Consider the following 25,137-nt stretch of genomic DNA (forward strand, 5'->3'; position numbering starts at 1 on the left):
TCTTGCCGTTTGGTGATCGAGAAAGCGGCACGTATGATGCATCCCAAACTTCCGCAGATTAGAAGCCTATGTCCCTGATAGTTCTACTGCTTCTGCCGTTCGCTGGCAGCTGTCTGGCGGCCTTGCTGCCGCACAATGCACGTAACACCGAATCCCTGCTGGCCGGCCTTGTGGCCCTGGTCGGAACCATTCAAGTCGCCCTGCTCTACCCCCAGATCGCCCACGGTGGCGTGATCCGCGAAGAATTCATGTGGTTGCCCAGCCTCGGGCTGAACTTCGTGCTGCGCATGGATGGGTTTGCCTGGCTGTTCTCGATGCTGGTGCTGGGCATCGGCACGCTGGTGTCGTTGTATGCGCGCTATTACATGTCGCCGGATGACCCGGTGCCGCGCTTCTTCGCATTTTTCCTGGCGTTCATGGGCGCCATGCTCGGGCTGGTGATTTCCGGCAACCTGGTCCAGATCGTGTTCTTCTGGGAGCTGACCAGCCTGTTCTCGTTCCTGCTGATCGGCTATTGGCACCACCGCGCCGACGCGCGACGCGGCGCGTACATGGCGTTGATGGTCACCGGCGCGGGCGGCTTGTGCCTGCTGGCGGGCGTGATGTTGCTGGGGCATATCGTCGGCAGCTATGACCTGGACCTGGTGCTGGCGGCGGGCGATCAGATTCGCGCGCACTCGCTGTACCCGGTCATGCTGGCCCTGGTGCTGATCGGTGCCTTGAGCAAAAGCGCGCAGTTTCCGTTCCACTTCTGGCTGCCCCACGCGATGGCGGCCCCCACGCCGGTGTCGGCGTACTTGCATTCGGCAACGATGGTGAAGGCCGGCGTGTTCCTGTTGGCCCGCCTGTGGCCGTCGCTGTCCGGCAGCGAAGAATGGTTCTATATCGTCGGCGGTGCCGGCGCGATTACCCTGCTTCTCGGCGCTTACTGCGCCATGTTCCAGAATGATCTCAAGGGCCTGCTGGCCTACTCCACCATCAGCCACCTCGGGCTGATCACCTTATTGCTGGGCCTTAACAGCCCGCTGGCCGCCGTCGCGGCGGTGTTCCATATTCTCAATCACGCGACCTTCAAGGCGTCGCTGTTCATGGCGGCGGGCATCATCGACCACGAAAGTGGCACGCGGGATATCCGCAAGCTCAGCGGGTTGGTGCGGTTGATCCCGTTTACCGCGACCCTGGCGATGGTGGCCAGTGCGTCCATGGCCGGCGTGCCGTTGCTCAACGGCTTCCTGTCCAAAGAGATGTTCTTCGCCGAAACCGTGTTTATCTCCTCGACTCAATGGGTGGAATTCGCCCTGCCGTTGATCGCGACCATCGCCGGTACGTTCAGCGTGGCCTATGCCCTGCGCTTTACCGTGGATGTGTTTTTCGGCCCGCCCGCCACCCACTTGCCGCACACGCCCCACGAACCGCCACGCTGGATGCGCGCCCCCGTCGAACTGCTGGTATTCACCTGCCTGCTGGTGGGGATTTTCCCGGCCCAGGTGGTCGGCTCGATCCTCGCCGCCGCCGCACTGCCAGTGGTGGGCGGTGTGCTGCCGGAATACAGCCTGGCGATCTGGCACGGCTGGAACGCGCCAATGATCATGAGCCAGGTGGCCATGTCCGGTGGCGTGGTGCTTTATCTGCTGCTGCGCAAGCAGCTCAAGCTGGGCCGCATCAAATACCCGCCGATCATCAGCTACTTCAACGGCAAGCGCGGTTTTGAGCGCTGCCTGGTGGTGATGATGCGCGGGGTGCGCAAGATCGAGAAACGCATCAGCACCAAGCGCCTGCAGACGCAACTGTTCCTGCTGGTGCTGGTGGCGGTCATCGGCGGCATGATCCCGATGCTCAACAGTGGCCTCAGTTGGGGCGACCGGCCGAAGATCCCCGGTTCCATCGTATTCGTGACCCTGTGGCTGCTGGCGATTGCCTGTGCCCTCGGTGCCGCCTGGCAAGCCAAGTACCACCGGCTGGCGGCCCTGACCATGGTCAGCGTGTGCGGCCTGATGACCTGCGTGACCTTTGTGTGGTTCTCGGCGCCGGACCTGGCGCTGACCCAGTTGGTGGTCGAAGTGGTGACCACTGTGTTGATCTTGCTGGGCCTGCGCTGGCTGCCACGGCGGATCGAAGAAGTGTCGCCACTGCCAAGTTCCTTGCGCAAGGCGCGCATCCGGCGCCTGCGCGACTTCCTGTTGTCGACCGTGGTCGGCGGCGGCATGGCGCTGCTGTCCTACGCGATGTTGACGCGCCAGACGCCCAACGATATTTCCTCGTTCTACTTAAGCCGCGCCCTGCCCGAAGGCGGCGGCAGCAATGTGGTGAACGTGATGCTGGTGGACTTCCGGGGTTTCGATACCTTGGGTGAAATCACCGTGCTCGGCGCCGTGGCGCTGACCGTTTACGCCCTGCTACGACGCTTCCGACCATCGAAAGAAAGCATGCAACTGCCCGCGCAACAGCGCCAACTAGCACCGGACGTGGCCACCGACCTGGTCAACCCACGCCAGGCCAGCGACACCGCCCTGGGCTTCATGATGGTGCCGGCGGTGCTGGTGCGCCTGTTGCTGCCGATTGCGCTGGTGGTGTCGTTCTACCTGTTCATGCGCGGCCACAACCAACCGGGCGGCGGGTTTGTCGCCGGCCTGGTGATGTCGGTGGCGTTTATCCTGCAATACATGGTCGCCGGCACGCAGTGGGTCGAAGCGCAGATGAGCCTGCGGCCGATGCGCTGGATGGGCTTTGGGCTCTTCTCGGCGACGCTGACCGGTCTCGGCGCGCTATTTGCCGGGTATCCGTTCCTCACCACCCACACCTGGCATTTCAGCCTGCCGCTGCTCGGCGACATTCACATCGCCAGCGCGCTGTTCTTCGACGTCGGCGTGTACGCCATGGTCGTCGGCTCGACGCTGCTGATGCTTACCGCCCTCGGTCACCAGTCCGTGCGGGCCCATAAACCGAGCAACCAGGCCAAAGTGGTTGCCGCAACGGAAGGAGCCGCCTGATGGAAGAAGTCATCGCAATTGCCATTGGAGTCCTGGCCGCCTCCGGCGTCTGGCTGATCCTGCGGCCACGGACCTTCCAGGTGGTGATGGGCCTGTGCCTGTTGTCGTATGGGGTCAACCTGTTCATTTTCAGCATGGGCAGCCTGTTTATCGGCAAGGAGCCGATCATCAAGGACGGCGTGCCGCAAGACTTGCTCAACTACACCGATCCCCTGCCCCAGGCGCTGGTGCTGACGGCTATCGTAATCAGCTTCGCCATGACCGCCTTGTTCCTGGTGGTGCTACTCGCCTCCCGTGGCTTGACCGGCACGGACCATGTGGACGGCCGGGAGCCCAAGGAATGACGTGGATGAATCAAATGATCGTCGCGCCGATCCTGCTGCCGTTGCTCACCGCCGCGTTGATGCTGATGCTCGGCGAGAAGCACCGTCCGCTCAAGGCGCGCATCAACCTGTTCTCCAGCATGATCGGCCTGGGCATTGCTGTTTTGCTGCTGTACTGGACGCAAAAAGGCGGCCCCGGCTCGATTGGCGTGTACCTGCCGGGCAACTGGCAAGTGCCGTTTGGCATCGTGTTGGTGGTCGATCAGTTGTCGGCGCTGATGCTGGTACTCACCGGCATCATCGGCGTGAGCGCGCTGTTGTTCGCCATGGCCCGCTGGGACAGGGCCGGCACCAGTTTCCACGCGCTGTTCCAGGTGCAGATGATGGGTCTGTATGGCGCCTTCCTGACCGCGGACCTGTTCAACCTGTTCGTATTCTTCGAGGTGCTGCTGGCGGCGTCCTATGGCTTGATGCTGCACGGCTCGGGCCGGGCGCGGGTGTCGGCGGGGCTGCATTACATTGCGATCAACCTGCTCGCGTCGTCGCTGTTTTTGATTGGCGCGGCGATGATCTACGGGGTGACTGGCACGCTGAACTTCGCTGACCTGGCGCTGAAAATCCCGCTGGTGCCGGAGGCGGATAGTGGCCTGTTGCACGCCGGTGCGGCGATCCTGGCGACGGCGTTCCTGGCCAAGGCCGGCATGTGGCCGCTGAACTTCTGGCTGGCGCCCGCCTATTCTTCGGCGAGTGCGCCGGTGGCGGCGATGTTCGCGATCATGACCAAGGTCGGCGTGTACACCGTGCTGCGCCTGTGGACCCTGCTGTTCTCCGGCCAGGCCGGAGCCTCGGCGCTGTTTGGTGGCGACTGGCTGGTGTATGGCGGCATGGCAACCATCATCTGCGCCGGGTTGGCGATGGTGGCGGCGCAGCGGTTGGAACGTATGGCCAGCTTGAGCATTCTGGTGTCGGCGGGGATTTTGCTGTCGGCCGTGGGTTTTGCTCAGCCAAGCCTGACGGCAGGGGCGTTGTTTTATCTGGTCAGCTCGACACTGGCGTTGAGCGCGCTGTTCTTGCTGGCCGAACTGATCGAGCGTTCGCGCTCGGCCAACGACCTGCCGCTGGATGAAGAGATCGATGCGCTGCCCAAAGCCATGGAATCGCTGCACCCGCGCCCCGGCGTGAACCTGGATGATGAACAGCAAGCCGTGGTCGGCCAGGTGATTCCCTGGACCATGGCCTTCCTGGGCTTGAGTTTTATCGCCTGCGCCCTGCTGATCATCGGCATGCCGCCGCTGTCCGGTTTTATCGGCAAGCTCAGCCTGTTGAGTGCACTGGTCAATCCGCTGGGCCTGGGCGTCAGCGTTGACGCGCCGATCCGCCCGGCAGCCTGGGGCTTGGTCGCGCTGTTGATCCTCTCGGGCCTGGCCTCGTTGATCGCCTTCGCCCGCCTCGGCATCCAGCGTTTCTGGACCCCGGAAGAGCGCCCTTCGCCGCTGCTGCGTCGCTACGAGTGCCTGCCGATCTTCTTCCTGCTGGGCCTGAGCATCCTGCTGACCTTCAAGGCCGAGCCGCTGATGCGCTACACCCAGGACACGGCCGTCAGCCTGAACAACCCGGAACACTACGTGATGGCAGTGATGGCCACGCGCCCGGTGCCGAGCCCTGAAGCCAAGGCCGCCGCGCTGGAGGTGCAGCCATGAAGCGTCTGTTCCCTGCCCCGTGGTTGTCGCTGGCGTTGTGGCTACTGTGGCTGGTGCTCAACCTGTCCGTGAGCCCCGGCAACCTGCTGCTGGGCGCGCTGCTGGGTTTTCTGGCGCCGCTGATGATGGCGCCGCTGCGGCCGTTGCCGATCCGCATTCGCCGCCCAGGGGTGATCATTCGCCTGTTCTTTGTGGTGGGCCGCGATGTGATCGTGTCCAACCTGCAAGTGGCCTGGGGCGTGCTGATCTGCAGCTCCCGTCCACCGCGTTCGCGCTTCATCAAGATCCCCCTGGACCTGCGCGACGCCAACGGCCTGGCGGCGTTGTCGATGATCACCACCGTGGTGCCCGGCACCATCTGGTCGGAACTGGCGCTGGACCGTAGCATCCTGCTCTTGCACGTATTTGACCTGGAGGATGAAGCATCCTTCATCGAGCACTTCAAGACCACCTACGAACGGCCCCTGATGGAGATCTTCGAATGAGCGCCCTGCTCTCCAATGCGATCCTGCTCAGCCTGTTCCTGTTCTCACTGGCCATGGTGCTGACGCTGATCCGTCTGTTCAAAGGCCCATCGGCCCAGGACCGGGTATTGGCGCTGGACTACCTGTACATCCTGGCGATGCTGATGATGCTGGTGTTGGGCATTCGCTACGCCAGTGACACCTACTTTGAAGCGGCGCTGCTGATTGCGCTGTTCGGCTTCGTCGGCTCGTTTGCCCTGGCGAAATTCCTGCTGCGTGGGGAGGTGATTGAATGATGCCGTTATGGATGGAAGTCGTCGTGGCCGTGCTGCTGGTGTTGAGCAGTGTGTTTGCATTGATTGGCGCGGTCGGCTTGCTAAGGATGAAGGACTTCTTCCAACGCATGCACCCGCCGGCATTGGCTTCGACGTTGGGGGCGTGGTGTGTGGCGCTGGCGTCGATCATCTACTTTTCGGTGCTCAAGTCCGGGCCGGTGTTGCACGGGTGGTTGATCCCGATCTTGTTGTCGATCACGGTGCCGGTGACCACGTTGCTGCTGGCGCGTACGGCGTTGTTCCGTAAGCGCATGGCCGGTGACGATGTGCCTGCCGAGGTCAGCAGCCGTCGCTGATTTCTGAAAAGTACGCGGTCAAAATGTGGGAACGGGCTTGCTCGCGAAAGCGGTGTATCAGACACACATACAAAGACTGACACTCCGCTTTCGCGAGCAAGCCCGCTCCCACATTTGGTTTTGTGCTAGGCAAAAGATCGAATGTGCGCCGCCAGCTCTGCCAACTCAGCATCATCCGCCCGCCCATGATCATGGGACGAGATATAGCCCTCATACGCCTCGAAGAACTTGTCCACCTTCGAACTCAACGGCTTGAACGCACTGTCCGACCCAGTGCCATGCATGGGAAACAACTTCGCATGCAGATGATCCACCCCATAACCCTCCAGCATCATTCCCGTGCGCGCCACATCGGGAAACGCCCGGTCGATCTGCAACGCGGTCTTCTTCGCCGCTATCGCGAGCCCGGCCAACACCTCATCCGACTGCGCAAACGCATAGCTGCCGTAATGCTGTTTGGGAATCACCACGCTGAAACCCGGCGTGTTGGGGAAGATCGACAAAAATGCCATATGCTGGTCGTCTTCCCACAGGATGTGCGCCGGGGAAGTTTTTCGAACAATGCTGCAGAAAATACATTCCATTTGAATCTCCGCCAGTTGGGTCGTGGCGACCATCTAAAGCCAGGATGGGGCGAGCGTCAAAACAAATAGAAACTTTCAGACATGTCCTAAGGACGTATGCGATGAGCAAAACCTACACCCCCGCCACCGCCGCAGCCGACGTCGAGACCACCCTCGCCTGGCTCGGCGGGCGTTGGAAATTGATCATCCTGTTTCATCTGTTCGGCGGCCAGGTGCAGCGTTATTCCGACCTTGAGCGGTTGATCCCGGAGATCTCGCAGAAGATGCTCGCCCAACAACTGCGCCAGCTTGAAGCCGATGGCCTGGTACAGCGCACCGTCTACCCGGTGGTGCCGCCCAAAGTGGATTACCGCATGACCGAATGGGGCCAGAGCCTGTGCCCGGTGCTGGATGGCCTGCTCAAATGGCAGGCCGCCAAGCCTGCGATCTAGACCGTGGGCACGGTGCCGCCGTCGATCACGTACTCGGTGCCACTGATCGACCCGGCGCGGGGCGAGACCAGGAACGCGATCAAGTCCGCCACTTCCTGAGGCTTGGCCGGCCGGCCCAGCGGAATGCCGCCCAGCGCTTGCATGATGATCTGTTTGCCGCCTTCGTAATCCGTGCCCGCCTCATCTGCCAGACGCTCTGCCAACGCGACCGCAGCGTCTGTCTCCACCCAGCCCGGCGAAACCCGCACCACCCGCACACCCTTGGGTGTCACTTCTTTCGACAGGCTCTTGCTGTACGTCGCCAGCGCCGCCTTGGCAGCGGCATAGGCCGTGGTCGATTCCGGCAACGGCAGCTCCCGCTGGATCGACGTGACATGAATGATCACCCCGGCCCCGCGCTCGACCATCCCCGGTAACAACGCCCGATCCACCCGCACCGCCGCCATCAGGTTCTGGCCTAGCGCATTCATCCACTGCTCATCATCGAGCACTGCAAAACCACCACCTGGCGCACTGGAACCGCCGAGGACATTGACGATGATATCCACGCCGCCAAATTGCTCTTTTACCGTCTCGGTAGCGCTGGCACAACCGGCCGCAGTGCCCAGGTCGGCAGCGATGAAATGCACGCCTTCGGGCGTCGAATCCGCCGCCGAACGCGCGACTGAAATCACCTGGGCGCCCTGCTCCTGCAACACGGCAACCACCGCCGCACCGATGCCCTTGGTGCCGCCGGTGACCAGCGCGCGAAGGCCTGTCAGTCCGAGATCAAAGCTCATGGAACCTACTCCTGGATAAACGAAGACCGCAGGATAGGAACCGGGCGGACAGCCCACAAGAACGCACGAAAAGGTAATGGGCTAACCCAAAAGTTAGTGTCTGGGTTCAGGGCCCCTCGTAACACACCCAACTGTAGGAGCCGGCTTGCCGGCTCCTACAGGGGTAATGAGGGCTCGTCCTTACAGGATCGGCGCGCCAAATCTGTTCAGGCGTGGCATCCAGTGATCCAGGATCTGCGCTGATGCCAAAATGTGATGCGCGCGCCCGATCAACAACCGGCGCGGCACAAAACCGATATACCGGGAGTCATCGCTGTTATCGCGGTTGTCCCCCAGCATGAAGTAACTGTCAGCCGGCACAGTGACCGGGCCAAAATTGCGCAACGCCCGCACTGTCGGCATGAACTGCACCGTGCGCTGACGGTTGGCCGCCCGCTCCTTCAGCTTGATCCCCGGCACTGTATGACCGGGCACGATGGGCTCGCTGATGTCCTGCGCATCACTGTAAATGGCCGGCACGCCGTTGACCCACAGCACCTCGTCTTTCATTTCCAGGGTGTCACCGGGAATACCGACGATGCGCTTGATCAGGCGTATGCCATCCTTGGGCGATGAAAACGTCACCACATCGCCGCGCTGGGGGTTGTCGAGCTTGGCCAGGGAAATATCGGTGAGCGGCACCTTGAGGTCATACGCCACGCGGTTGACCAGCACCACATCGCCCTCCAGCAAGGTCGGACGCATGGAGCCGGAGGGGATCGGATTCCAATCGGCCAGGGAGGTACGGAAAACGCCGAAGCACACCCAGAACATGATTGCGTAACGGTAACGGATCAACCAACTTCGCATACATCCTCGCACTGCAGAAAGGGCGTCAGGGTTATTTCTTCGACATTCGGTTTTTGCATGGGCGGATTAAATTAACATTAGCGTCCAAGCGCACAAAAAGGAGTTTCGCGATGGATATCAAATGCTCAGTCTTTATAGCTGCCAGCGTCGACGGCTTCATTGCCCGCTCGGACGGTGATATCGAATGGTTGCACCAACCCGCGTATGAAACCGCCGAGTTGAAGAGTGTGACCTATGAAAGCTTTATCGCTACGGTGGATGCGCTGGTGATGGGCCGAAAAACCCTGGAGAAGGTCCTGTCCTTTCCCGAGTGGCCCTATGAGGGTACGCCGGTCATTGTCCTGTCTCACCAACAACTGGAAATCCCGGCGCATCTGGAAGGCAAGGTTGAGGTCATGGCGGGAGACGTGACCACATTGGTTGCGACGTTAGCCGAACTAGGCATGAAACATCTGTATATCGACGGTGGGCAGACGATCCAGGCGTTTCTTGAAGCCGGCCTGATCAATGAGCTGATCATTACCCGTATCCCGGTTTTGCTGGGGCAAGGTATTCCACTGTTCAGCCAGGTTGCCAGTGGGCATGAGCTGCGCCATGTCGGAACCTACGTGTCGGACAATGGGTTTGTTCAGAGCAGGTATGACGTAGATAGTAAGCATTGAGGCCAAGCCCGCGTCCAAAAAAACGCCCCGAACCAGTCGGGGCGTTTTTCATTCAGCGTTTACCGATCAAACCTGATCAGCCAACCGCCACGTCGTCCCACCCTTCCCGTCTTCCAACACCAAGCCCATCGCGGTCAGTTGGTCGCGGATACGGTCGGATTCCGCCCAGTCTTTGTTAGCGCGAGCAGCCAGACGCGCCTGAATCAACGCATCAACCTCAGCAGCATCCACACGCCCTTCGGCGCCGGCCTGCAGGAAGTCCTCAGGCTTCATTTGCAGAACCCCAAGCACGCTGGCCAGCTCTTTCAAGCGCGCCGCCAGACCCGCCGCCGCGTCGAGATCGCTCTCACGCAAACGGTTGATCTCGCGCACCATCTCGAACAGCACGGCGCAGGCTTCCGGTGTGCCGAAGTCGTCGTTCATCACTTGGGTGAAACGCTCAACGAACGCTTCGCCGCCAGCCGGGGCGACAACGGGCAAACCTTTCAACGCATGGTAGAACCGCTCCAGGGCGCCCTTGGCGTCCTTGAGGTTGTCTTCCGAGTAGTTGATGGCGCTGCGGTAGTGGCTCGACACCAGCAGGTAACGCACAACTTCAGGATGGTACTTTTCCAGCACGTCGCGAATGGTGAAGAAGTTGTTCAAGGACTTGGACATCTTCTCGCCATTGATGCGGATCATGCCGCAGTGCATCCAGGCGTTGGCGTAGGTCTTGCCGGTGGCGGCTTCGCTCTGGGCAATTTCGTTTTCGTGGTGCGGGAACTCCAGGTCGCTGCCGCCGCCATGAATGTCGAAGGTCTCGCCCAGGCAGCAGGTGGACATCACCGAGCACTCAATGTGCCAGCCCGGACGACCGGCGCCCCATGGCGACTCCCAGCTCGGCTCGCCCGGCTTGGTGGCTTTCCACAGTACGAAGTCGAGCGGATCCTGCTTGGCTTCGTCGACTTCGATGCGGGCACCGATACGCAGGTCTTCGATTTTCTTGCGCGACAGTTTGCCGTAGCCCATAAACTTGGCGACGCGGTAGTACACGTCGCCATTGCCTGGGGCGTAGGCGTAACCCTTGTCGATCAGGGTCTGGATCATCGCGTGCATGCCCGGGATGTGGTCCGTGGCGCGCGGTTCCATGTCCGGCTTGAGGATGTTGAGGCGGGCCTCGTCCTCGTGCATCGCGGCGATCATGCGCTCGGTCAGCGCGTCGAACGACTCGCCGTTTTCGTTGGCGCGGTTGATGATCTTGTCGTCGATGTCGGTGATGTTGCGCACGTAGGTCAAGTCATAGCCGCTGAAACGCAACCAGCGGGTCACCAGGTCGAAGGCAACCATGCTGCGGCCGTGGCCGATGTGGCAATAGTCGTACACGGTCATGCCGCACACGTACATGCGCACCTTGTTGCCATCCAGCGGCTTGAAGACTTCTTTGGTCTTGCTGAGTGTGTTGTAGATCGTTAGCACAACGGCTTCCTTAGAGAATCACTGGCCCCACGAATCACGCAAGGTCACGGTACGGTTGAATACCGGGCGACCTGGTTTCGAGTCCTTGATATCCGCGCAGAAGTAACCTTCGCGCTCGAACTGGAAACGGTCTTCCGGCTGTGCTTCGCCCAACGAGGGTTCGGCACGACAACCAGTGAGTACTTGCAGGGAGTCAGGGTTGATGTTGTCCAGGAAGCTGGCGCTGTCTTCGGCCTTTTCCGGGTTCGGCGAGCGGAACAGGCGATCGTACAGGCGCACTTCGCACTCGATGCTGGCAGCCGCTGGCACCCAGTGGATCACGCCCTTGACCTTGCGGCCTTCAGGGTTCTTGCCCAGGGTGTCCGGATCGTAGGAGCAACGCAGTTCGACGATGTTGCCATCGGCGTCCTTGATCGCTTCATCGGCACGGATCACGTAGCTGCCGCGCAGGCGCACTTCGCCATTCGGCTCCAGGCGCTTGTAGCCTTTTGGCGGCTCTTCCATGAAGTCATCGCGGTCGATGTAGATTTCACGGGCGAACGGCAGCTTGCGCACGCCGAGTTCTTCTTTTTGCGGATGACGCGGCAACTCAAGGTTGTCGACCTGATCTTCCGGGTAGTTGGTGATCACGACTTTCAACGGACGCAGCACGCACATGGCGCGCGGGGCGTTGGCGTCGAGGTCCTGGCGGATGCTGAATTCGAGCATGCCGAAATCGACCACGCCGTCGGAACGGTTGGTGCCGACCATGTCGCAGAAGTTGCGGATCGACGCAGGCGTGTAGCCACGGCGACGGAAGCCCGACAGCGTGGACATGCGCGGGTCATCCCAACCGTGGACGTGCTTCTCGTCAACCAGTTGCTTGAGCTTGCGCTTGCTGGTGATGGTGTAGTTCAGGTTCAGGCGGCTGAACTCGTACTGGCGCGGGTGCGCCGGTACCGGCAGGCTGTCCAGGAACCATTCGTACAGCGGGCGATGGCTTTCGAACTCCAGGGTGCAGATGGAGTGCGTGATGCCTTCGATGGCGTCCGACTGACCGTGGGTGAAGTCGTAGTTCGGGTAAATGCACCACTTGTCACCGGTCTGGTGGTGATGGGCATGGCGGATGCGGTACATGATCGGGTCGCGCAGGTTCATGTTCGGCGAGGCCATGTCGATCTTGGCACGCAGCACGCGGGCGCCGTCCGGGAACTCACCGGCGCGCATGCGGGCGAACCAGTCCAGGTTCTCTTCCACCGAACGGTCGCGGAACGGGCTGTTCTTGCCCGGCTCGGTCAGGGTGCCACGGTATTCCTTGGCCTGTTCCGGGCTCAGGTCGTCGACATAGGCCTTGCCGGCCTTGATCAGTTCGACGGCCCAGTCGAACAGCTGGTCGAAGTATTTGGAGGCATAGCGCACTTCACCGGACCATTCGAAGCCCAGCCACTTGATGTCGCTTTCGATGGCGTCGATGTATTCCTGGTCTTCCTTGGCCGGGTTGGTGTCGTCGAAACGCAGGTGCGTGACACCACCGAATTCCTGGGCCAGGCCGAAGTTCACACAGATCGACTTGGCGTGACCGATGTGCAGGTAGCCGTTGGGCTCTGGCGGGAAGCGGGTGACGATCTGCGTGTGCTTGCCCGAATCCAGGTCCGCCTGGATGATCGGGCGCAGGAAATTGACCGGGACGGCAGGTCCGGCCTTGGCATTCGAGGTAGGGTCGACAGTGGGCTTGCTCATAGGATCCTTGAACAGACAAGTACGTGGCCGGGCTAGGCCGACAAAACAAAGGCGATATCATAGCCGATGCTGTCAAGTACCTGACAGGGCGAGGTCGAAAACTGCTGCATTTATTGCACCGGCGGTAAAAAACCACCTCGAAATTCCTGCAGGGCACGCTAAACTGCGCGCCTTGGCCGCAGTTTAGCCATACCGGTCGTGGTGCCCAGGCACCCAAACCCACGAATTCCCTGAAAAGAGTAGTGAACATGACTCAAGTCAAACTGACCACTAACCACGGTGACATCGTCATCGAGCTGAACGCCGAGAAAGCGCCGATCACCGTCGCCAACTTCATCGAGTACGTGAACGCCGGCCACTACGAAAACACCGTTTTCCACCGTGTCATCGGCAACTTCATGGTCCAGGGCGGCGGTTTCGAGCCTGGCATGAAAGAAAAGAAAGACAAGCGTCCAAGCATCCAGAACGAAGCGGACAACGGCCTTTCCAACGACAAGTACACCGTCGCCATGGCCCGTACCATGGAGCCGCATTCGGCCTCCGCGCAGTTCTTCATCAACGTCGCCGACAACGCTTTCCTGAACCACAGCGGCAAGAACGTGCAGGGTTGGGGTTACGCGGTATTCGGTAAAGTGACCGAAGGCCAGGACGTCGTTGACAAGATCAAAGGCGTGCAGACCACCGGTAAAGCCGGTCACCAGGACGTTCCGGTAGAAGACGTTATCGTCGAGAAAGCCGAGATCGTTGGGTGATATTGCTGATTTCAGATTTGCATCTGGAAGAGGAGCGCCCGGATATCACCCGGGCGTTTCTGGATCTGCTCCACACCCGCGCCCGAGGCGCCCAGGCGTTGTACATTCTGGGGGACTTCTTTGAAGCCTGGATTGGCGACGATGGGATGACGCCCTTCCAGCGCTCCATCTGCGAGGCTCTGCGCGAGCTGAGCGACAGCGGCACCCCGATTTTCATCATGCACGGCAACCGCGATTTCCTGATCGGCAAGGCGTTCTGCAAAGCCGCAGGTGCCACCTTGCTCAAGGACCCGAGTGTCGTGCAGCTCCATGGCGAGCCCGTGCTGTTGATGCACGGCGACAGCCTCTGTACCCGCGACGTCGGCTATATGAAGCTGCGGCGCATCCTGCGCAACCCCATTGTGCTGTTTATCCTGCGTCATCTTCCTTTGAGCACCCGCCACAAGTTGGCGCGCAAGCTGCGCAGCGAAAGCCGGGCGCAAACGCGCATGAAGGCTAACGACATTGTTGATGTCACCCCCGAGGAAGTGCCACGGGTGATGCAGCAGTTCGGCGTGCGCACCCTGGTCCACGGCCACACCCACCGCCCCGCCATTCATAAGTTGCAGATTGGTGACCAGGCGGCCAAGCGCATTGTGCTGGGGGATTGGGACAAGCAAGGGTGGGCATTGCAGGTGGATGAGCAAGGGTTTCAGTTGGCGGCGTTTGATTTTGTAAACCCGCAGTTGGCGCTACCCGGCGCCTGATGCACCGCGTTCCGGCTCGCTTTTTTGTGGTGAGCGAGCTTGCCTCGCGCGGGGCAAGCCCGCTCACCACAAAAGCAGGGTCAACCTACCAGTTAGTGGCCGGAAGCTGCCGGCCCCGCCTTCGCGGTAAACGGCGGCTTCGCCAACCACACCAGCAACATCAACCCCATGAACATCCACCCTAGCAACGTGAAGTAGTCCACGGTGGACATCATGTACGCCTGGCTGGTGAGAATCTGATCCAGCTGCGCATACGCCTTGTGCCCTGCCCCGCCCAGCGCCTGCAAGGCATCGCGGGTGGCGGAGTCGTAGGTGGTCATGTTTTCGCTCATGTACGCATGGTGCTGGTCCGCCCGACGGATCCAGATCCAAGTAGTCAGCGACGCCGCAAAACTACCGCCCAAGGTCCGCAGGAAGGTGGCCAGGCCAGCGCCATCGGCAATCTGGTGCGGCGGCAGGTCGGACATCAGGATGCTCAGGGTCGGCATGAAGAACAGCGCCACACCGATGCCCATGAACAGCTGCACCAGGGCGATGTGCTGGAAGTCCACTTCATTGGTGAAGCCAGCGCGCATGAAGCAGCTCAGGCCAATCGCCAGGAACGCCAGGCCCGCCAGCAGGCGCAGGTCGAACTTGTGCGCGTACTTGCCCACGAACGGCGACATCAACACCGGCAGAATCCCGATCGGCGCTACCGCCAAGCCAGCCCATGTGGCGGTGTAGCCCATCTGGGTCTGCAGCCATTGCGGCAGGATCAGGTTGATACCGAAGAAGCCTGCGTAACCCAGGATCAGCACAATGGTGCCGATGCGGAAGTTACGGTAGGCGAACAGCTTCAGGTTGACCACCGGGTGTTTGTCGGTGAGTTCCCAGATGATGAACACCGCCAGGGCAATCACCGAAATCGCCGCACCGATGATGATGAAGTTGGATTCGAACCAGTCCAGGTCATTGCCCTTGTCGAGGATGATCTGCAAGGCGCCGACGCCGACGATGAGGCTCAACAGCCCCACGTAGTCCATCGGTTGATGGCTGGTGACCACGGGGCGTTTCTTCAGCTGGGAACGCACCACCATCACCGCAAAGATGCCGATCGGTACGTTGATGAAGAAGATCCACGGCCAGCTGTAGCTGTCGGTGATCCAGCCGCCGAGGATCGGCCCGGCAATCGGCGCCACCACCGTAACCATCGCAAGCAACGCCAGGGCCATGCCGCGCCTCGCCGGGGGATAGACCGCGATCAGCAGGGTCTGGGTCATCGGGTACAACGGCCCGGCGACTAAGCCTTGCAGCACCCGAAAGCCGATCAGCTCGGGCATCGAGGTGGAAATACCGCAGAGGAACGAAGCCAGCACAAACAGGATGGTCGCCCACAGGAACAGCTTCACCTCGCCAAAGCGGCGGCTCAGCCAGCCGGTCAGTGGCAAGGCAATCGCATTGCTCACCGCGAACGAGGTGATGACCCAGGTGCCCTGCTCCGAACTCACGCCCAGGTTGCCGGAAATGGTCGGCAACGCCACGTTGGCGATGGTGGTGTCGAGCACCTGCATAAAGGTCGCCAGCGACAGGCCAATAGTGGCCATCAACAGGCTGGGTGGCGTGAAGGAGGCGTTATTGCTCATCAGCGTTGCACAGCCTTGGGCGCGGCGAGGCTGTTGTCATGGATCAACTGGTTGATCATGGCGTCGGCTTCAGCGAGTTGGCGGTCATACACATTGGTGGTAAACGAGGCTTTCTGCGGTGCCTGTTGCGCCAATACCGGGCCGCTCTGGTCGTGCAAATCGACGTTGACCAGGGTGCTCAAGCCCACGCGCAGCGGGTGCTTGGCCAACTCATCGGCATTGATATGGATGCGCACCGGCACCCGTTGCACGATCTTGATCCAGTTACCGGTGGCGTTCTGCGCCGGCAGCAGCGCGAACGCACTGCCCGTGCCCGCACCGAGGCTGTCGATGGTGCCGCTGAATTTCACGTCGCTGCCGTAGATGTCCGACTCGATGTCTACTGGCTGGCCGATACGCATGTCGCGCAGCTGGGTTTCCTTGAAGTTGGCGTCGATCCACAGCTGGTTCAGCGGGATCACCGCCATCAACGCGGTGCCCGGTTGCACACGCTGGCCCAGTTGCACGGTGCGCTTGGCCACGTAGCCGGTGACCGGTGCAATCAAGGTGCTGCGCGCATTGGTCAGGTAGGCCTGGCGCAATTGCGCGGCGGCGGCCTGCACGTCCGGGTGGGACGAGATCACGGTGTCATCCACCAATGCGTTGGTGGTTTTCAGTTGCTGCTCAAGGTTGGTCAGCGCGTTTTTCGCCGCGGTCAGGCTGTCACGGGCGTGGGACAGTTCTTCCTGGGAAATCGCCCCGCCCTGGGCCAGGGTTTTACGGCGGTTGAAGTTGTCCTGGGCGGTTTGCACATCGGCTTTCTGTGCATTGACTTGGGCCTTCATGCCGTCGACGTTGCTGTACAGGCCGCGCACCTGGCGCACGGTGCGGGCCAGGTTGGCCTGGGCACTTTGCAGGCCGACGGCGGCGTCGTTCGGGTCGAAGTTGACCAGCACCTGGCCTTCGTGGACCAGGTCGCCATCATCGGCGCCGATGCTGACCACGGTGCCGGTGACCAGCGGGGTGATCTCCACCACGTTGCCATTCACGTAGGCGTCGTCGGTGCTCTCGTTGAAGCGGCCGTAAAGTTCGTACCAGCCCCACACGCCCACCACCGCCAGGATGACGATCAGCGCCAGGCCGATCAGCATCACTTTGCGTTTACGGGGGTTATTGTCCTGGGGTTGTTCAGTTGCGTTAGTGTTTTCGGCAGTGGCCATGACAAATACCTCAAATTATTCCGAGCGGGCGGGGGTGGTCGCGGCCATGTTCCTGGCGTCGTATCCGCCACCCAGGGCCTGCATCAATTGAATCGACAGATCGATCTGCGCGGCATTCAGCGTCGCCAGCTGACGCTGGGCCTGCAGCAATTGCTGCTCGATGCTGAGCACATCCAAGTAGTTGCCGATGCCGGAGCTGTAGCGCTGCACACCGGTGTCGTAGGACTGCTGGGCAATGTCCGCGGCATGTTGCTGGGCCTGGATCTGCCGGCCGGTGTCGCGCAGTTGTGAAAGGGTGTTGCCAATATCGCCCAGGGCTTGCACCAGGGTCTTGTTGTACTGCGCCACTGCCAGGTCGTAGTCGGCGTCGCGGGCATCGAGGTCGGCGCGCAGGCGGCCGCCGTCAAAGATCGGCAGCGAGATCGTCGGCGCAATGTTGAAGAAGCGGCTGGCCGAACCGAACATCGCATCCCCCAGCAACGACTCGGCCCCGGCGCTCGCGCTCAGGTTGAGGTTGGGGTAGAAGCGGGTCTTGCTCGCGTCGATATTCTTGCCGGCCGCTTCGACGCGCCAGCGCGCAGCGATCAGGTCCGGACGACGGCCCAGCAGCTCGGCGGGCAGCACCGATGGCACGGCAACAGCGCTGGGTTTCAGCACGTTGGGCCGAGCGAGTTCACTGCCACGGTCCGGGCCTTTACCGAGCAACACCGCCAGGGCGATCTTGGCGCTTTGCAGCTGTTTTTCCGCGTCGATCAGTTGCGACTGCGAGCTGGCTTCCAGGCTTTCGGTCTGCTGGTACTGGTAGTGGCTGTCGATACCCGAGTTCAGGCGGCGCTGGCCCAGGTCGAGCATCTGCCGGGTGCGCTTGAGGTCGTCGTTGGCCAAGTCCCGCATGATGTGGGCCTGACCCAGGTCGCTGTAGGCCTTGGCCACGTTGGCAGCCAGGGTCAGGCGCGCGGCCTGTTGATCGACCTGGGCGGCACGCGCCTCGCCCAACGCCGCTTCCCAGACGGCCCGCTGGCCGCCCCAGAGGTCGAAGTTGTAGTTGAAGCTGGCGCCGATGTTGCGCACGGTGGAGTAGGCATCGCCTTCGCCCCGTGGGTCCTGGTCTTTGGCCAGGCGCGAGCGTGTCACACCGGCGCTGGCATCCAGGGTCGGCATGCGCTCGGCGTTGGCGGCATAGGCAGCGGCTTCGGCCTGATGGGCACGGGCGCTGGCGACTTGCATGTCGGGGCTGTTCTGCAGGGCTTCCTGGATCAGGCCGTCGAGCTGTGGGTCGCCCAGGCTTTTCCACCAATCGGCGCTGGGCCAGGCCGCGCTCGACAGGGTCACGCCGCTCAACGTCTTGCCGGTTTGCAGGCTAGCCGCGTCGAGGCGTTGGCCTTGGGTGTCGAGGCCGCTGTAGTTGGCGCATCCGGCCATGCTCATGGCCACCAGCACCAGGCTAAGTGCGCGTCTGTTCATTCATTACCTACCCGCTGGATGACGATCGCGTCACCGGCAGCTACCAGAATTTTCTTGAGGATCCGTTCCAGGGTTTGCAACTCGCCAGGCTCCAGGGCGCCGGCCAGTTCGTTCATCGACTGCGCGCCGATGTGCGGCAGCATGTCCGCCAGACGCTGGCCGTCTTCGGTGAGCACCAGCCGCACCTGGCGTCGGTCCTGCTCGGAACGCTGGCGTGCCAGCAGGCCCTTCTGTTCCAGGCGGTCGAGCATGCGGGTCATGGAGCCGCTGTCCAGGGACAGGTTGCGGCACAGCTCCGCCGGGGTATCGACGTCGAACTGGGCAATGATGATCAACACCTTGAACTGCGCGGCGGTTACACCGTGCGGCTCCATATGGGTGTCGATAATGCGGTCCTTGAGCAGCGCCGCCCGGCCTAGAAGCAGGCCAAGATGGCAGTTGCGAAAACTGTCAGGGGTGAAGTGGGGCATCGGAAGTCACCTTATTACTGCCTAGGCAGTGAATGTATGACAAGATGTTACTGCTTAGGCAGCGAATGTCAAATGGAATTATTAGCTTGCTTGGTAATTGCGCGATAAGCGGTTTTAAATGCAAGCAAATGTGGGAGCAAGCCCGCTCCCACATTTTTCACCGAGTAAGGTTTAGAAATCGCGTTTGTAGAAGATATCCAGGGAACTGGCCACACCACTGGCCACTTCCAGATACACCTTCTTGCTCAACAAGTAGCGCAAGGCGATCGTACTGGCCGGTTCGAACACCCCTACCCCATACCGCAGGCTGAGTTTCTCGGTGATCTTGCCGCTGGCCACCACGGCGGTGTTGTTGCCGCTGCCCTGGGTGTCGAGCTCAAAGTCCTGGATCCCCAGGTTCTTCGCCAGGTCCGACGTCACCCCGGCGCTGCCCATCAAACCCAAGCCCAATGCGGCCTGGGCCAGCATGTTGTTATCTTCACCGGTCGTGCTTAGCGGACGCCCCAGCACCAGATAGGACAGCGCCTGTTCCTGGCTCATCGCCGGTTCGGAGAAGATCTGCGTAGTGGGCTGCTCGGCGCTGCCGCTCAGGCGGATACCGGCGATCACATCGTCGGTCTTGCGGATCGCTTCAATATCCAGGTACGGCTGGTCCAACGGCCCGGCAAACAGCAACCGCGCACGACGAACGTCCAGCTTCTGGCCGTAGGCACGGTAACGCCCATCGTTGAGCCACAGCTCGCCACGGGTGTCCATGTTGTCGCCGATATGCACCTGGCCCTGCACCTTGGCGGTGAGGCCGAAGCCTGAGAAGTTGAGCTTGTCTTCACCCACCACTACGTCGATGTCCATCGCCATCGCCATCGGCGGCTTGCCCTCTTCGGTCTGGCTGCCGATGATCACCGTGTCATCCGAGACCTTGACGGTGGACGGTGGCAGTTCGCGTACGGTGATATCGCCGCGCGGAATGTGCACTTTGCCAGCGATGGCCAGCTTGTCGTTCTTCAGGCTGATTTTCAGGTCGGGCGCCACTTCCAGCACGGCGTAGGGTTCCACCGTGACCGGCAGCTGCGAGCCTTGCAGGCTGAGGTCCACCACCAGCGTCTGGCCCCAGTCGATCTGGCCCTTGAGGCTGCCCTGCCCGGCCTTGCCACTGCGCCAGCCACCGTTGAGCTGCACGCTTTCACCCGCAATCAGCGCCTGCACGTTCAAACCTTCCAGGCTGATGGGCAGTTCCGGACCGGAAATCTCGCCGCCCACCAGGTTCACGTTGCCGTTGACCTGGGGCGCCAACAGGCCACCGGAGATGCGCCCATTGCCATTGAGCTTGCCGCTGAGGGTTTCCACCATCGGCACAAACGGCCGCGCCACGGCGAGATCGAGGCCGACCAGGCTGAAATTACCGGTGATCGGCTTGTTCTTCGGCAACGGGTTGATCTGCGCCTGCACCATCAATTCGCCTAGCTTGCCGCCACGAAAACTCAGTTGCGTGTCGATACGCTTGGGATTGAGGGTGGTTTCCAGCTTGAGCGTGTCGTAGGGGAAGTCCAGCCACTGGTCCTTGTCCTTGACGCGCAAGGTGCCGCCACTGGCATCCACGGCGACCACGCCTTTAGGGCCGCTGTCGGGCAGGTCCAGTTGCAGGTCGGCGTTGAGCTTGCCCTGCCAGGCGAAATCCTTTGGCAGGAACGCCGCCAGGCTGTCGATGGGGAATTGCTTGAGGTGGTAACGCAGCTTTGGCTCAGGCATCAGGCGCTGGTCTTCGCCGCACAGGCTCGCCGGGCCGGACACCCAGCAGTGCGCGGCAAATGTCAGCTTGCCATCGGCCATGCGTTCGATCTTCGCCGGGGCTTGCAGCTTCCAGTCCTGGCCGCCGGCTTGGACATCGCCGCTGGCCAGGCGCCCACGCCAGTTGCCTTTGTCGAGGTTGCCATCCAACGCGAGGGCGAGCTTGACCAGCGGCCCGACCAGGTCCAGTTGGACTTTCTGGTTCTTGATATCGCCCTGGGCGCTGGCGGTCAGGGTGCCCACCTGAGTGTCGCCGGATTGGATGCCGCTGCCTTTCAGGTCGATCTTGGCGCGCTGGGCACTGTCGAGGTTGGCGTCGAGGGTGAGGTCTTGCAGGCGGTTATCGGCAAATGCCAGTTGCTGGCCCTTGAGAGCGAGCTTGCCCTGGGGGGCGTTGAGGCTGCCGGCCACGTCGAGTCGACCGTTGACCTGCCCGCGCAATTGCGGCCAGAGCTGGGCCAGGCGCGCCAACTTGATATCGATCTGCCCGGCCAGGCGCTGTTGCAGGCTGCCGCTGCCGTTGATGCGGTTGTCACCCAGGCGGATATCCAGGTTGGCCAGCGTCCACTGCTCGCCCGTGCCTTCCGCCTTGGCCGCCAACACAGCGGTTTGCCCGCGCAGGCGACCCTTGAGGTCGAGGTCGGCGTTCAGCTTGAGTTGCTCGTGCTTGAACTCGCCCTTGCTGCGTAGCGGCCCGGCCAAGGTGCCCGGCAGTTCTGCGACCCAGTACGCCGGGTTCAGCGCCGACAGGTCCAGCGCGGTGTCCCAGGCAATGCCGTCGGCGAATTGCAGGTTCAGGTGGCCTTCGGCCTTGCCCTGGCCGGCGGTGAGTTTCAGCTCGGGCAGGAAAATTTGCTTGAGGTCGCCACTGAACGGCGTGACCACATTGAACTTGCCCGCCGGGCCGTCGAGGTCGGCCTTGAGGTTGCCCAGGTAGTTGCCGTCCTTGTAGGAAATCTCACCATTGAAAGTACGCAGCGCGACTTGTGGCTCGTCGATCACCGGGTAGAGGCGGTGCCAGGGGAAGTCCAGCCAGTCGATTTTGGCATCGGCGCTGAAGCCCTGTTGCCAATCCAATTGGGCCGTCAGCTTGAGGCTCTGTTTGTCACCGGCATTCAGGTCCAGACCGGCGATCTGCGCGCCCTTGGCGTCGACCCGACCTTGCAGCAACAAGTCCACCGGACCTTTTTCCGCAGGCAGCACGGCCTTGCCCAGCAGTTGGTAGCCGCGGCTCAAGTCGCCTTTGGCGGTGAGGTCGAGTTGATTGAGTTGCAGGGTGTCGGGCAGATCGGCGCTGGGTTTGAAACCGTCGGCGGTGATGTGCACCTGGGCTGGAAGGTTGTCCGCCAGAGGTTGCAGTTCGCCCGTGAGCTTGGCTGGCAGGTAACCGCTGCTGTCGGCGTCGAGCTTGAGGGTCTTGAGCAGGTCGCCTTCAACCTTGAGTGCCACCTTCCACGCTGCGCCGCCCGGTGCGTAGGGCAGGCTCAGGTTACCGGTGGCACTCAATGGCCAGTCGCCGGTGGGTTGCAGCAGGCCGGCGAGGTCCAGCACCAGGTCATCCCGTTGCAGGTGTACCGAGTCGATCTGCATGCCGGCCGCCGTCCAATGCGCCGCGAGTTGAAGCCCCTTGAGTTCTTCGCTGCCATTAAACAGAAGGCTGCCAACGCGAACGTCGCCCAGCTGGATGGCTAGCGGCAGTTTCAAATCCGGCAGTTGGATCGGACCGCTGCTTTCTTCGGTGCTCGGTGGAAATTGCAGGCTGACCTGTTCCACATCCAGTTGATTGATGCACAGCGTCATGCGCAACAGGCATGCCGGCGACCAATCAAAGGTGGGGGCCTTGAGTTCGACGCGGCTGCTGTCCTGCTGCCACAACAAATGGTCGGCGCTCCATTGGCCACCCAGATGCCCCTGGAAATTTTCTACCGTCAAACCCGGTACACGGCCCAACGCCCAGCGGCTGCCTGCCTGGGTGCCGAGCACCGACCACACTGCCAACAACAGCACGGCAAGGATGGCCACCACGGCCAGCCCCGCTATTTTCACACCACGCATCACAGCTCAGGCCCCATGGAAAAGTGCAATCGAATGCCGCCCGGATCTTCGAGGGCATGGGCCAGGTCGAGGCGGATCGGGCCGACCGGCGAAACCCAGCGGATACCCACACCGACGCCGGTTTTGAGGCTGGGCATTTCCAGGGTATTGAATGAGTTGCCCTGGTCGATAAAAGTTGCGACCCGCCATTTCTCGGCGATGGAATATTGATATTCAGCGCTCAGGGCCACCATGTAACGGCCACCAATGCGATCACCGCGGTCGTTCTCGGGCGATAGCGTCTGGTACTCGTAGCCCCGCACACTCTGGTCACCACCGGCAAAGAAGCGCAGCGACGGCGGCACCGATTTGTAACCGTTGGTGGCACTGCCGCCCACCTGGGCACGGGCGAGGAAGCGGTGGTTGTCCCACAAGGTGGTCAGGCCTTTGACCATGGCCGTGCCATAAAGCAGGTTGGTATCGGACCCCAGGCCTTCTTTGGCGACCTTGGTGTCGAATTGCAGGCGGTAGCCGTTGTGCGGGTCGATGCGGTTGTCGCTGCGCAGGTAGGAATAGCTGACACCCGGCATCACCAGGTTACTCAGGCCGGAGTCATTGCCCAGACGGTATTCTTCGCGCTGGTACTTGAGCGAAATCACCCGGGTCCAGCCGCTGGGCAACTTGCTGTGCCATTCAGGCCCGAGGGTCAGCAACTTACTGACCGTATCGGTGTTGGCGATTTCTTCGTTCTGGTAGCCACCCGCAAAACGTAGCTTATCAGTGAGCGGCGGATCGAGCGGGATGTCATACCACAGGCCGACGTTCTGCCGGGGCGCCGACAGCTCAGCTTCCCAGCCATAACTGTGGCCCTGGGGGTTGACCCAGTGACGGGTCCAGTTGGCTTTGCCGCGCGGGCCGACGTCGGTGGAAAACCCCAGGCCCAGGCCCATGGTGCGCGGCTTGCGGGTTTCCAGGCGCACGGCCACCGGGATGATGTCATTGGTTGAAGCGGCCGGTGCGGCGTCCACACGCACGCCTTCAAAGAAGCCACTGCCTTGCAGGTTCTGGTTGAGTTCGGCAATCAGTTCGGAGTCGTAGGGCGTGCCGCTTTTGAACGGCACCATGCGTTGCAGCAGGTCTTCGTCAAATGGCGTATCGCCAGCAAAGCTGACTTTGCCAAGGGTGTAGCGCGGGCCGCTGTCGTAGATGAGTTCGATATCGGCGACGCCAGCTTGCGGGTCTACCGCGAGTTTCTGGCTTGTGAAGCGCCCGCTGAAAAAGCCGTAGCGTGAGGCCTGGTTCTGGATCAGACGCTTGGCGTCTTCGTAATGGCCGTGATTGAGCACGGCGCCGGATTTGAGGTCGTTGCTGACGGGCACGCGAAAGGCCTTGAGGTCGGCGGCCTGGCCGTCGACCCGAATGGTCACGTTACGAAAATGCACCGGTTCGCCGGGGTCGATGGTGAGGATCAGGCGCGGGTTCTTGCCGCCCTTCACGTCACTCTCGATCTGTGGCTGATAGAAGCCTAGGGCCTGGGCGGCTTTGCGCGCCTGCTCCTCGGCGCCACGGCTGAACCGCAGCAAGGCTTCTTCATCACGATCGCCCACCCCGCCGATATAGCCTTCGATGTTGGCTTTCAACGCGTCGTTTGAGGGTTTGATCCGCACGTCCAGTTCGCTTTGCGCCAAGGCGCCGCAGCTTGTGAACAGCAGAATCAAGCCGCTGGTAAATCTTCCTGGAAACTTCATAGGCGCGGATGCTACACGACCTGGGGAGCCTCTTTGAACTCGGAAATGTCTGAATAATTCTGTACTAAGCCGTTGCAGCATGTAACGACTGGGGATTGGGGTGAAAAAACACATGCTCCAGGACAGGTCCTACAGCGACTTCACCGATTTCCTCATAGCCCTGACGCTTATAGAACTCCAGATAGCGTGAGTTGCCCGTGTCCAGCACCACGCCAGAAGAATGCGGGTCTTCGGCGCACCAGTTGTGCACGGCCTCCAGCAACTGCTCGCCGTAGTGTTTGCCCTGGAATTGCGGGTGAATGCCCAGCAACGGCAGCACATGCACCGACTCACTGGGCAGGCACGCCAGCACGGCGTGATGGTAGTCGAGGTAACGTCGCGTACCGCGCACGCCCGTACTCAACCACATGCGCAGTTGCCAGGCCCAGCTTTCGGTAATCCCCAGGCGCCGCTGCGGTGGCGCGATCAAAGCGATGCCGATCAGCCGGTCGTTGACGAACAGACCAATGGCCGGCAGTTTCTGAAAGAAGTGCTGCTTGACCAGCTCACGCACGGTGGCGCGTACCCGCTGTTCATAGCCAGGACGCTCGGCTTCGAAGATGTAGGCAAACGTCGGCTCATGCCGATAAGCCTGGTACAGCAAGGAACGGGCTTCGCGGGAATAGCCGCTGTTGAGCAGGCGAATTTCAGCAGTTGCAGTTGAAGTGTCCGGCATACCGTCAATCTC

Annotated in this window: 22 protein-coding genes; 10 read left to right on the forward strand and 12 right to left on the reverse strand. The window is 61.5% G+C overall.

The genetic code is table 11. The features are described from left to right. The first annotated feature begins 68 nt into the window (after positions 1-68). Genes ACP7EW_RS01765 through ACP7EW_RS01790 form a run of 6 tightly spaced genes read left to right on the forward strand, consistent with a single transcriptional unit; the run spans position 69 to position 6,108 of the window. Positions 69-2,990, forward strand: a complete 2,922-nt coding sequence (locus tag ACP7EW_RS01765; RefSeq protein ID WP_426214877.1) for a monovalent cation/H+ antiporter subunit A — start codon at positions 69-71, stop codon at positions 2,988-2,990. Then, positions 2,990-3,334, forward strand: coding sequence for a Na+/H+ antiporter subunit C (locus ACP7EW_RS01770; RefSeq protein ID WP_003192163.1), 345 nt, complete (start codon positions 2,990-2,992; stop codon positions 3,332-3,334). Before ACP7EW_RS01765 ends, ACP7EW_RS01770 begins: the two co-directional genes overlap by 1 nt. Further along, positions 3,331-5,013, forward strand: a complete 1,683-nt coding sequence (locus tag ACP7EW_RS01775) for a monovalent cation/H+ antiporter subunit D (protein WP_426214879.1) — start codon at positions 3,331-3,333, stop codon at positions 5,011-5,013. Before ACP7EW_RS01770 ends, ACP7EW_RS01775 begins: the two co-directional genes overlap by 4 nt. Then, positions 5,010-5,498 (forward strand): Na+/H+ antiporter subunit E, encoded by a 489-nt coding sequence (locus ACP7EW_RS01780; protein WP_426214881.1) that lies wholly within the window; start codon positions 5,010-5,012, stop codon positions 5,496-5,498. The genes ACP7EW_RS01775 and ACP7EW_RS01780 overlap by 4 nt, the downstream gene beginning before the upstream one ends. After that, positions 5,495-5,773: a K+/H+ antiporter subunit F gene (locus ACP7EW_RS01785; protein WP_010209507.1), complete on the forward strand. Its 279-nt coding sequence runs from the start codon at positions 5,495-5,497 to the stop codon at positions 5,771-5,773. Before ACP7EW_RS01780 ends, ACP7EW_RS01785 begins: the two co-directional genes overlap by 4 nt. Beyond that, positions 5,770-6,108 carry a Na+/H+ antiporter subunit G gene (locus tag ACP7EW_RS01790; protein WP_426214883.1) on the forward strand — a complete coding sequence of 113 codons (339 nt, stop codon included), beginning with the start codon at positions 5,770-5,772 and terminating at the stop codon, positions 6,106-6,108. Before ACP7EW_RS01785 ends, ACP7EW_RS01790 begins: the two co-directional genes overlap by 4 nt. 125 nt (positions 6,109-6,233) lie before the next feature. On the opposite strand, the gene ACP7EW_RS01795 is transcribed toward ACP7EW_RS01790, so the two are convergent. Further along, complete coding sequence (locus ACP7EW_RS01795) at positions 6,234-6,692, reverse strand: HIT family protein (RefSeq protein WP_426214885.1); 459 nt, start codon at positions 6,690-6,692, stop codon at positions 6,234-6,236. 101 nt (positions 6,693-6,793) lie between these two features. Between ACP7EW_RS01795 and ACP7EW_RS01800 the strand changes: the two genes are divergently transcribed. Beyond that, positions 6,794-7,123, forward strand: coding sequence for a winged helix-turn-helix transcriptional regulator (locus tag ACP7EW_RS01800; RefSeq protein ID WP_426214887.1), 330 nt, complete (start codon positions 6,794-6,796; stop codon positions 7,121-7,123). Here the strand turns inward: ACP7EW_RS01800 and ACP7EW_RS01805 are convergent. Both ACP7EW_RS01805 and lepB read right to left on the reverse strand, forming a co-directional pair. Then, a complete protein-coding gene (locus ACP7EW_RS01805; RefSeq protein ID WP_426214889.1) occupies positions 7,120-7,902 on the reverse strand; it encodes an SDR family oxidoreductase in 783 nt (260 codons plus the stop codon). The genes ACP7EW_RS01800 and ACP7EW_RS01805 overlap by 4 nt on opposite strands. A gap of 180 nt (positions 7,903-8,082) precedes the next feature. Beyond that, complete coding sequence (gene lepB / locus ACP7EW_RS01810; RefSeq protein ID WP_426214891.1) at positions 8,083-8,751, reverse strand: signal peptidase I; 669 nt, start codon at positions 8,749-8,751, stop codon at positions 8,083-8,085. Between the two features lie 110 nt (positions 8,752-8,861). Between lepB and ACP7EW_RS01815 the strand changes: the two genes are divergently transcribed. Further along, positions 8,862-9,413 (forward strand): dihydrofolate reductase family protein, encoded by a 552-nt coding sequence (locus tag ACP7EW_RS01815; protein WP_426214893.1) that lies wholly within the window; start codon positions 8,862-8,864, stop codon positions 9,411-9,413. Positions 9,414-9,479: 66 nt separating this feature from the next. Here the strand turns inward: ACP7EW_RS01815 and cysS are convergent, their stop codons facing one another. Both cysS and ACP7EW_RS01825 read right to left on the reverse strand, forming a co-directional pair. After that, complete coding sequence (gene cysS / locus ACP7EW_RS01820) at positions 9,480-10,868, reverse strand: cysteine--tRNA ligase (protein ID WP_426214895.1); 1,389 nt, start codon at positions 10,866-10,868, stop codon at positions 9,480-9,482. Positions 10,869-10,886: 18 nt separating this feature from the next. After that, positions 10,887-12,587: a glutamine--tRNA ligase/YqeY domain fusion protein gene (locus ACP7EW_RS01825; RefSeq protein WP_426214897.1), complete on the reverse strand. Its 1,701-nt coding sequence runs from the start codon at positions 12,585-12,587 to the stop codon at positions 10,887-10,889. A gap of 248 nt (positions 12,588-12,835) precedes the next feature. On the opposite strand from ACP7EW_RS01825, the gene ACP7EW_RS01830 reads away from it, so the two are divergent. Continuing rightward, the gene (locus ACP7EW_RS01830; protein ID WP_016977438.1) at positions 12,836-13,339 is read left to right on the forward strand and encodes a peptidylprolyl isomerase; all 504 of its coding nucleotides are present in this window, start codon (positions 12,836-12,838) and stop codon (positions 13,337-13,339) included. Beyond that, positions 13,336-14,085 carry a UDP-2,3-diacylglucosamine diphosphatase gene (gene lpxH / locus ACP7EW_RS01835; protein WP_016977437.1) on the forward strand — a complete coding sequence of 250 codons (750 nt, stop codon included), beginning with the start codon at positions 13,336-13,338 and terminating at the stop codon, positions 14,083-14,085. The genes ACP7EW_RS01830 and lpxH overlap by 4 nt, the downstream gene beginning before the upstream one ends. A 92-nt stretch (positions 14,086-14,177) precedes the next feature. Here lpxH and ACP7EW_RS01840 read toward each other — a convergent pair whose 3' ends face one another. The 7 genes from ACP7EW_RS01840 to ACP7EW_RS01870 all read right to left on the reverse strand — a co-directional run bounded on the left by ACP7EW_RS01840 (position 14,178) and on the right by ACP7EW_RS01870 (position 25,125). Then, complete coding sequence (locus ACP7EW_RS01840) at positions 14,178-15,707, reverse strand: DHA2 family efflux MFS transporter permease subunit (RefSeq protein WP_033903219.1); 1,530 nt, start codon at positions 15,705-15,707, stop codon at positions 14,178-14,180. Further along, a complete protein-coding gene (locus tag ACP7EW_RS01845; RefSeq protein WP_426214899.1) occupies positions 15,707-16,906 on the reverse strand; it encodes an efflux RND transporter periplasmic adaptor subunit in 1,200 nt (399 codons plus the stop codon). Before ACP7EW_RS01845 ends, ACP7EW_RS01840 begins: the two co-directional genes overlap by 1 nt. Before the next feature lie 15 nt (positions 16,907-16,921). Next, the gene (locus tag ACP7EW_RS01850; RefSeq protein ID WP_426214901.1) at positions 16,922-18,370 is read right to left on the reverse strand and encodes an efflux transporter outer membrane subunit; all 1,449 of its coding nucleotides are present in this window, start codon (positions 18,368-18,370) and stop codon (positions 16,922-16,924) included. Next, entirely contained in the window at positions 18,367-18,840 is a 474-nt protein-coding gene (locus ACP7EW_RS01855) for a MarR family winged helix-turn-helix transcriptional regulator (RefSeq protein ID WP_033903222.1), read from the reverse strand. The genes ACP7EW_RS01850 and ACP7EW_RS01855 overlap by 4 nt, the downstream gene beginning before the upstream one ends. A gap of 171 nt (positions 18,841-19,011) precedes the next feature. Beyond that, a complete protein-coding gene (locus ACP7EW_RS01860; protein ID WP_426214903.1) occupies positions 19,012-22,683 on the reverse strand; it encodes a translocation/assembly module TamB domain-containing protein in 3,672 nt (1,223 codons plus the stop codon). After that, positions 22,683-24,410 carry an autotransporter assembly complex protein TamA gene (locus ACP7EW_RS01865; RefSeq protein WP_426214905.1) on the reverse strand — a complete coding sequence of 576 codons (1,728 nt, stop codon included), beginning with the start codon at positions 24,408-24,410 and terminating at the stop codon, positions 22,683-22,685. The genes ACP7EW_RS01860 and ACP7EW_RS01865 overlap by 1 nt, the downstream gene beginning before the upstream one ends. A gap of 64 nt (positions 24,411-24,474) precedes the next feature. Next, positions 24,475-25,125 (reverse strand): GNAT family N-acetyltransferase, encoded by a 651-nt coding sequence (locus ACP7EW_RS01870; RefSeq protein WP_016977423.1) that lies wholly within the window; start codon positions 25,123-25,125, stop codon positions 24,475-24,477. Positions 25,126-25,137: the final 12 nt, after the last annotated feature.

Origin of the sequence: Pseudomonas sp. DWRC2-2 (assembly GCF_049897885.1) — a bacterium.
In the GTDB taxonomy this organism is placed as follows: Bacteria; Pseudomonadota; Gammaproteobacteria; order Pseudomonadales; family Pseudomonadaceae; genus Aquipseudomonas; species Aquipseudomonas azotoformans_A.

Bases quoted from the DNA above. Each gene is read 5' to 3' on its own strand.
- ACP7EW_RS01780 (WP_426214881.1), top strand. From the start codon at position 5,010: ATGAAGCGTCTGTTCCCTGCCCCGTGGTTGTCGCTGGCGTTGTGGCTA.
- ACP7EW_RS01865 (WP_426214905.1), bottom strand. From the start codon at position 24,410: ATGAAGTTTCCAGGAAGATTTACCAGCGGCTTGATTCTGCTGTTCACA.
- ACP7EW_RS01815 (WP_426214893.1), top strand. From the start codon at position 8,862: ATGGATATCAAATGCTCAGTCTTTATAGCTGCCAGCGTCGACGGCTTC.
- ACP7EW_RS01790 (WP_426214883.1), top strand. From the start codon at position 5,770: ATGATGCCGTTATGGATGGAAGTCGTCGTGGCCGTGCTGCTGGTGTTG.
- ACP7EW_RS01800 (WP_426214887.1), top strand. From the start codon at position 6,794: ATGAGCAAAACCTACACCCCCGCCACCGCCGCAGCCGACGTCGAGACC.
- ACP7EW_RS01770 (WP_003192163.1), top strand. From the start codon at position 2,990: ATGGAAGAAGTCATCGCAATTGCCATTGGAGTCCTGGCCGCCTCCGGC.
- ACP7EW_RS01845 (WP_426214899.1), bottom strand. From the start codon at position 16,906: ATGGCCACTGCCGAAAACACTAACGCAACTGAACAACCCCAGGACAAT.
- ACP7EW_RS01840 (WP_033903219.1), bottom strand. From the start codon at position 15,707: ATGAGCAATAACGCCTCCTTCACGCCACCCAGCCTGTTGATGGCCACT.
- ACP7EW_RS01825 (WP_426214897.1), bottom strand. From the start codon at position 12,587: ATGAGCAAGCCCACTGTCGACCCTACCTCGAATGCCAAGGCCGGACCT.
- ACP7EW_RS01850 (WP_426214901.1), bottom strand. From the start codon at position 18,370: ATGAACAGACGCGCACTTAGCCTGGTGCTGGTGGCCATGAGCATGGCC.
- ACP7EW_RS01860 (WP_426214903.1), bottom strand. From the start codon at position 22,683: ATGCGTGGTGTGAAAATAGCGGGGCTGGCCGTGGTGGCCATCCTTGCC.
- ACP7EW_RS01765 (WP_426214877.1), top strand. From the start codon at position 69: ATGTCCCTGATAGTTCTACTGCTTCTGCCGTTCGCTGGCAGCTGTCTG.
- lepB (WP_426214891.1), bottom strand. From the start codon at position 8,751: ATGCGAAGTTGGTTGATCCGTTACCGTTACGCAATCATGTTCTGGGTG.
- ACP7EW_RS01855 (WP_033903222.1), bottom strand. From the start codon at position 18,840: ATGCCCCACTTCACCCCTGACAGTTTTCGCAACTGCCATCTTGGCCTG.
- ACP7EW_RS01805 (WP_426214889.1), bottom strand. From the start codon at position 7,902: ATGAGCTTTGATCTCGGACTGACAGGCCTTCGCGCGCTGGTCACCGGC.
- ACP7EW_RS01785 (WP_010209507.1), top strand. From the start codon at position 5,495: ATGAGCGCCCTGCTCTCCAATGCGATCCTGCTCAGCCTGTTCCTGTTC.
- ACP7EW_RS01870 (WP_016977423.1), bottom strand. From the start codon at position 25,125: ATGCCGGACACTTCAACTGCAACTGCTGAAATTCGCCTGCTCAACAGC.
- ACP7EW_RS01775 (WP_426214879.1), top strand. From the start codon at position 3,331: ATGACGTGGATGAATCAAATGATCGTCGCGCCGATCCTGCTGCCGTTG.
- ACP7EW_RS01830 (WP_016977438.1), top strand. From the start codon at position 12,836: ATGACTCAAGTCAAACTGACCACTAACCACGGTGACATCGTCATCGAG.
- ACP7EW_RS01795 (WP_426214885.1), bottom strand. From the start codon at position 6,692: ATGGAATGTATTTTCTGCAGCATTGTTCGAAAAACTTCCCCGGCGCAC.